6 protein-coding genes and 1 other annotated feature (1 of these 7 running past the window's edge) are annotated in these 6,562 nt (G+C 35.9%); of the genes, 3 read left to right on the forward strand and 3 right to left on the reverse strand.

What is annotated here, in order from left to right:
* Positions 1-307: 307 nt before the first annotated feature.
* From FXF36_RS00605 to FXF36_RS00615, 3 genes are all read right to left on the reverse strand, one after another.
* Entirely contained in the window at positions 308-946 is a 639-nt protein-coding gene (locus FXF36_RS00605; protein WP_151621946.1) for a hypothetical protein, read from the reverse strand.
* A complete protein-coding gene (locus FXF36_RS00610) occupies positions 946-1,755 on the reverse strand; it encodes a ParA family protein (protein WP_151621947.1) in 810 nt (269 codons plus the stop codon). Before FXF36_RS00610 ends, FXF36_RS00605 begins: the two co-directional genes overlap by 1 nt.
* A gap of 803 nt (positions 1,756-2,558) precedes the next feature.
* Complete coding sequence (locus FXF36_RS00615; RefSeq protein WP_151621948.1) at positions 2,559-3,230, reverse strand: hypothetical protein; 672 nt, start codon at positions 3,228-3,230, stop codon at positions 2,559-2,561.
* Between the two features lie 253 nt (positions 3,231-3,483).
* Here FXF36_RS00615 and FXF36_RS00620 point away from each other — a divergent pair, with 253 nt between their 5' ends.
* The 3 genes from FXF36_RS00620 (at position 3,484) to FXF36_RS00630 (ending at position 5,063) form a co-directional block, all read left to right on the forward strand.
* Complete coding sequence (locus FXF36_RS00620) at positions 3,484-3,702, forward strand: hypothetical protein (protein WP_090302645.1); 219 nt, start codon at positions 3,484-3,486, stop codon at positions 3,700-3,702.
* 284 nt (positions 3,703-3,986) lie between these two features.
* Entirely contained in the window at positions 3,987-4,337 is a 351-nt protein-coding gene (locus FXF36_RS00625) for a helix-turn-helix domain-containing protein (protein ID WP_090302646.1), read from the forward strand.
* A 477-nt stretch (positions 4,338-4,814) separates the two neighbouring features.
* Positions 4,815-5,063, forward strand: coding sequence for an AAA family ATPase (locus FXF36_RS00630; protein ID WP_191992581.1), 249 nt, complete (start codon positions 4,815-4,817; stop codon positions 5,061-5,063).
* A 110-nt stretch (positions 5,064-5,173) separates the two neighbouring features.
* Positions 5,174-6,562: a sequence feature (23S ribosomal RNA rRNA prediction is too short), on the reverse strand; it runs 610 nt beyond the window's last position.

Below are 6,562 nucleotides of genomic sequence, written 5' to 3' on the forward strand. Positions count from 1 at the left end.
CAAGAAGTCTTTATTTATCATAATTTCAATCTCAAAACTTGACAAGACGTTAAAATGTCGAGTTTAGTCATTATTATGTCAAGTGAGTCATCATTTCGTCAAGTCTCGTCATGATAGTGACAAGTGGTAGACATCATTTTGTCGAATTTAGTCACGAATTTGTCTTGGTCTAAATCTCAAAAGCCTTATAAATACTGCATATTTTCATTCCTGCTATACAATCTATACTTAACTATACTTTATATATACTCTTTCCAGACAGAGAAAAAAAAGAAGGATCTCATTTATGATGAAATCCTTCAATAATTTAAAATTCAAAATCAACATCTGCTTTTCTTGCTTCTGTTAATGCATATCCATAAAACTGTGTTGGTGTCATAAGAAGTTCTCTTGAGTATTCCTTAACATCATTAAGGAGTACCTCTGGAAGATCTAAACCTATATGTGATGGTGATGATTGCTTAATTTTGTATGGTTCAAGCTCAGGTGTGTTATATTTGAAATTCTTTTTCTGAGCATTTACAAGGGCCTCAGCAACTATATTTGTTACCAACTGATACTGAGGAGTACCTGTTCTTAAAGCCTTGAACTTAATGTAATTTAAAATATCATGCTGGATACCAAGGTTTAATCTCTTAGTTTTTGTGTCCTCTCCTATTTCATATTTACTTATATCTACAGAAGATTTGCTTGTATGCTTTTTAGATGCAGCCTTAGGAGTCTTCTCTTCTTTTATTTCAGGCTTTGTTTCTGTTTTTTTAACAGGCGCTTTCTTTTCTGCTGGCTTCACAATTATATCTTCTGCAATAGTTGACACATCCTTCAACGCCACTGGTTTTACAGATTCTTCAGCCATTGGTGTATCTGATGGGATTCCGATATCAACTTTTTTAGGTTTAAAGCCTCCTCTGGCCTGACCGTTCTTTAAGCTGTCTAATTTTGCCATTATGCTTCACCCTCCATGATATAATCTGCTATTTCATAATAGTTTCTTGAAACACTGCTACTCTTGTGCTTTATAGTATTTGGTACCTGATATGTCTGAGCTTCTTTAATGGCCATTGACTGAGGTATATCAAAGATATGCACATTATATTCAAGGTTTTCGCCATCTTCGAGCTGGTTGATTTTTCCTTCAATATCCTCTAATGCCATCTCTTTAAGTGCTTTTCCGGATGTAGAACTTAAGATAACGCCCTTAATCTGACCACTTACCAGCTTATCTCTTGTATGCTGGAGCTTTACGATGTTATCAATGGATCTCTTTGCCTCGTCTCTGTCTACGTCTGAAATCATTGATGTGATATAGAACTCATCAGCAGCAATTAAAGCCATTTTCTTTACTATATCGTTCTGTGGACCATGGTCGATGAAGATGTAGTCATATTTGCCTGATTTAGCGATTTCATCGCATAAATCCTTAAGTAAATACTTATCTTCGTCTTCATCTTGGAAAAACTGTGATGCCTTCTCAAATCTAGCGTCTCCGCAGATGATGTCCATATTATCAAGCTCTATGATCGACTCTTCGATTGAGCCATTTCCTGTTAAAACCTCAAGAGATGTCTTAATTCCGTAGTTTTCACGCTCTTCTGGAGTAAGTCTTACGCCCAAGTACTTTGAAAGACCACTTGTCTGATCTACGTCAATACAAAGGACTTTCTTACCATATGTTGAGAGTGCACCGGCAATCTCGACAGTGTTAGTTGTTTTTGCTGCTCCACCCTTAGTTGTTGTTATACAAATTACTTTCATCAAAGTTTACCTCATATCCTTATTCTTTGCCATATGTTTATCATGTACAATATTAATTATATGATAGATATTAAATATATGTATTATATGGGAAATACAAATCATATATTTAATATGAATAATCTAATCAATATTAATAATATTGATTATATGAATATTATAAATGATATTGAAAATATATACAAGAAGAATCATATCATACATAAGAAAAATATTCAACATAACAGAAATAATAACATTATGAACTATATAAACAATATATATAATGTACATAACATACACAGTATTACAAATAATGAGAATATTAGGTATGTTATACATATGAAAAATATTAAAAATAATACAGATGTTATAAATAATATAAATGTATGAAATGTTAATAATGTTAAATAGCCTCGAAATTCGACAGATAGCGCAAAAGAAATCAAAAACGGACATTTGCATGCCAAAGAATAAAACTCTCGTTAATCAGGCGAATATGAGCCATAGAAACACGCTGGAACCAACAGAATCGATTCAGAGAAAATGAAAACCAATAATTACGACCAAAAAAATCAATTTTTACTTTTATTGTATAGTTTTACATATAAAAAATCAAAATTATAAACGTACATAATAAACTATTATGCTAATCATCATAATAGTTAAAATGCCAACCTTTAACGAAATACGTTTTAGGTTGGCAATCATAAATAATGTAGTTTTAATAAGTTGAAACATATGAAATAAGTATTAGTATTTCAATTCCAAAACGATTCATAAGAGATAAATTTTATGTTAAAACAAGAATAGGCATAAAGGCATTACCTTAAATGTGAATTTGCTATCCTTGTAAACATTCTATTTCTTTGATCTTCACAAGCAGTTTTAAGTGTTGGATAGAGAGAAACTATTTTATCAAAGATGGTTTGATTTAATTGAATATAGGCATCCTCCTTACCAATTTTACCTTCTAGTTTATGAAGATAATAATCGTAATCGGTGAGTTCATGACGTATAAAATTAACAGCCCATCGGTCTCGAGTTTTGTCATCGACATTTGAATAATCGTAGATGTTAAAGTCAAAATCACCTCTGTTGAAGGCTTTTTCTTCCATGTGAGCTAGACCACATTCACATGCTTCTTCGTAAATATCGTCTAATGGTATATTAGGAATCGTAATTGAATCGATGATTTCATTAACAGCAGCCTGTATTTCCTGTCTTTTTCGTTCTGCAACTTCTGTGGCTGTCTTTGAGCGCTTTAGATGTTTTGCATGCATATCCTTATATTCATCAGTTTCCATAGCTTTTAAAACATCTTCCTTATTAAACAACTGCATTGGTGCAGCACTGTGATAGCGAGGATTCGTCTTTAATATAGGTTCTGGTAATAAGGTATCAATCATCTTTTCATTGAATCCATATTCGGACTTTACGGTTGACTTTGTAATGAGCTCTGGCTCATCTGTTTTAATCTGTTTCTTGTTTGACATGATATACTCCTTTCTGTCAAAGCGATAAACACAATATGTATCATGTTTCCTTGTTACAACTACAGATAAAGTTTATCAGGCGTTGTTAAGATTGGCATTCAACGTATAGTTGAATAAAGAGAGTGTTGTAGATATAAATGGCCATAGGAAAGTGATAACAGAGGGTATACAAATATTGGAAATACATTGAGTAAGACAAGAATCTTATATATAATACTAGTTGGTAATTACATATATTAGCGGGGTGTTAGAAATGGTGTATGATGAATTAATACAGGCTGCAAAAGGGCTCTCTGAATATCATCAGTTGGAAGTGATAGATTTCATTAATTATCTCAAGACTAAAGAAAGAGAAGATTTCAAGCAATCTTTTTATTCACTACGAGAAGACGCAGCTAGCTTGCCAGATATGTCCTTAGATGACATTAATGCAGAAATAGCAGTTGTTAGGTCTGAACGTAAAGGGAAATAAATCTGATTTGATTTATATACAAAATAGGGATTTATATTCTTAAATTCATGTGGTATTATTACAAGTGTCCGGAGATAAAACCAGACAACCTTTTATTTTTTTTAAAATGAGCAGTATATGAGCATCATTTGGTTGAACATAGGAAGGATGCTCGCATTACCTGTATGGTTGAGCAACTAAATATTGATTGAAGATGAGAATGGAAGCTTTGCACGCTAGGAGTGTATGCTTTCATATTTTTTTACTCAATTGTCAAATAATATTTAGTAAGGAGGCATTAATCGATGCAGGAAAGACCAACTTTTAACATGGAAATAGTAGGAGAGAATTTAAGAAAAATCAGAAAGGCTAAAAACCTATCAGTTAAGGAAGTAACTGAATATTTAGGCTTTTCTAGCGTTCAGGCTATATATAAATATGAGTCTGGAACCGGATATCCTCAGGTAGAGTCTATGTTTGCTCTTATGTGCTTGTATGAAGCAAGCATAGAGGATTTAATAAACAAACATACTGATGACGAGATAATAGAAAAATTTTCAAAAGAAGGCTATAGGCCTTCTTTTTTTGCGCGATTATGCAAAGATGGATATAAAAATGGGATTTGCAATGTAAAGATGGATACAAAAACAGGATGAAACAATGTCAAGAGATTTTCTTGAAAAAAGAGAAAACCAAGTAATATAGCCGATTTAGAAACTTGAGAAGAAAAATCATAGTTTTATAGATCCCAATTTTGTAGCCAAGTAAAGCTTCTAATCCTATTTTTATACCCATCTTTTACTGATTTTGTATCCAACTTCTCCTATTTTTGTATCCATCTTCCAAATCCTAATTTTATACCCATCTTTTACTGATTTTGTATCCAACTTCTCCTGTTTTTGTATCCATCTTGTCCCAATTTTATATCCGAAATGAGTTTGTAAAGCCTTAATTTATAAGGACTCTGCTTTACTAATAATAAAATAATTGTTGTATTATTATTTATATATAAACAACAACATACTAGATAAAGACATACCTGTTGTTGTAATACAAATAGTAAAATAGATATATTTACAATTATAATAATCTGAATTATAATAATCTCAAATATAAAAACACAGGAGGAATATATGTCAGCATTTATAGATAGAATCGATGAGATGGCTTCTCTTGAAAATGAATATGCCAGAGATTCAGCATCCTTTGTTGTTATTTATGGAAGAAGAAGAGTTGGTAAAACTACTCTCATAAATCATTTTTGCGAAAATAAAAAAGCAATATATTTCTTAGCGACAGAAGAGAATGAGTCAGAGAATCGAAATGCTTTCAAGGAGCTTGTTGCAGAAACTTTTGATGAAACTGGCGTCCCATCTTCTTAGTCTCCCACCTATCCTGTACATGCAGTACCGAATCCCAGTACCAAACTGGAGTAAAGCTCCATGGGGTCTTTCCGTCCTGGCGCGGGTAACCAGCATCTTCACTGGTACTTCAATTTCACCGGATGCATTGTCGAGACAGTGCTCAAATCATTACGCCTTTCGTGCGGGTCGGAACTTACCCGACAAGGAATTTCGCTACCTTAGGACCGTTATAGTTACGGCCGCCGTTTACTGGGGCTTAAATTCAAAGCTTCGCTTGCGCTAACCTCTCCTCTTAACCTTCCAGCACCGGGCAGGCGTCAGCCCATATACATCACCTTACGGTTTCGCATAGACCTGTGTTTTTGCTAAACAGTTGCTTGAGCCTATTCTCTGCGGCCTACTTACGTAGGCACCCCTTCTCCCGAAGTTACGGGGTCATTTTGCCGAATTCCTTAACAATGCTTCTTCCGTCGGCCTTAGGATTCTCTCCTCATCCACCTGTGTCGGTTTACGGTACGGGCACAATAAATACAATAGCGGCTTTTCTCGGCACAGACTCTACTTACTTCGCTACTTTAATTTCGCTCCGCATCACGTCTTTGGATTGTAAAGCGGATTTGCCAACTTTACTCCTACCTCGCTTGCACCAGTCTTTCCATTCCTGGCTTAAGCTTTGTCCATGCGTCCCCACAGTTCTGATTTATTGCGGTACAGGAATCTCAACCTGTTATCCATCGACTACGTCTTTCGACCTCGCCTTAGGCCCCGACTTACCCAGAGCAGATCAGCTTTACTCTGGAAACCTTAGATATTCGGCCTGAAGGATTCTCACCTTCATCTCGCTACTCATTCCGGCATTCTCTCTTCTTGTTCCTCCACTGCTCCTTACGGTACAGCTTCGTCGGTTGCAAGAATGCTCCTCTACCACTCAGTATATACTGAATCCTAAGCTTCGGTGTTGTGTTTTAGCCCCGGACATTTTCGGCGCAGGACCTCTCGACTAGTGAGCTGTTACGCACTCTTTGAATGTGTGGCTGCTTCTGAGCCAACATCCTAGTTGTCTATGAAATCCCACATCCTTTACCACTTAACACACACTTTGGGACCTTAGCTGTAGGTCTGGGCTGTTTCCCTTTTGACTATCCAACTTATCTCGTATAGTCTGACTCCCGTACATCGGCTATCTGGCATTCGGAGTTTGATATCTCTTGGTAAGCTTTGACGCCCCCTTAAGAATTCAGTGCTCTACCTCCAGTAGTCTAATACGAGGCTAGCCCTAAAGCTATTTCGAGGAGAACCAGCTATCTCCGGGTTCGATTGGAATTTCTCCGCTATCCACACCTCATGCCCACCCTTTTCAACGGATGTGGCTTCGGCCCTCCATTTCCTTTTACGGAAACTTCAGCCTGGACATGGATAGGTCACCCGGTTTCGGGTCTACAATCACTGACTACTCGCCCTATTCAGACTTGGTATCCCTTCGGCTCCACACCTTTAGTGCTTAACCTTGCCAGTAA

Source organism: Pseudobutyrivibrio xylanivorans, assembly GCF_008935055.1.
GTDB lineage: Bacteria > Bacillota > Clostridia > Lachnospirales > Lachnospiraceae > Pseudobutyrivibrio > Pseudobutyrivibrio xylanivorans_A.